Annotated in this window: 1 protein-coding gene; it reads left to right on the top strand. The window is 68.2% G+C overall.

The features are described from left to right. Positions 1-68 (top strand): hypothetical protein (locus SB756_RS29445; RefSeq protein WP_410913092.1); only part of this gene is annotated, 68 nt, incomplete at its 5' end. Positions 69-283 lie beyond the last annotated feature (215 nt).

Here is a 283-nt window from a genome sequence, read left to right as displayed (position 1 = left end):
TCGATGTGGAAAACCGCCCCGAGGGCGACATGCTCTGGGCCAAGCTGACCATTCCCTTTGCCCTGTGAAACCCGCGGCAGCCTTGAAGCTGCTGCGGGCTCGGCGGGAGATCGCCAGGCAAGGCCCTGCGGGCCTTTGCGCAGCTTCGCAAGCTCAGCAGCGGCTACAGGGCCAGTGCCGTTCGGCGACTTTTGTAGCCGCTGCCGCAGGCTGCGAACGGCTGCGCGCAGACGCGGCGATGCCAGGGGTATTGTCAGGCCAGGGCCGGGCCGGGGCTTGGGGT

The sequence above is a fragment of the Pseudomonas sp. SIMBA_068 genome (genome assembly GCF_046534705.1).
GTDB classification, from domain to species: domain Bacteria; phylum Pseudomonadota; class Gammaproteobacteria; order Pseudomonadales; family Pseudomonadaceae; genus Aquipseudomonas; species Aquipseudomonas putida.
The sequence above is the reverse complement of the archived record's forward strand: the minus strand, read 5'-3'. Positions and strand labels throughout refer to the sequence as shown.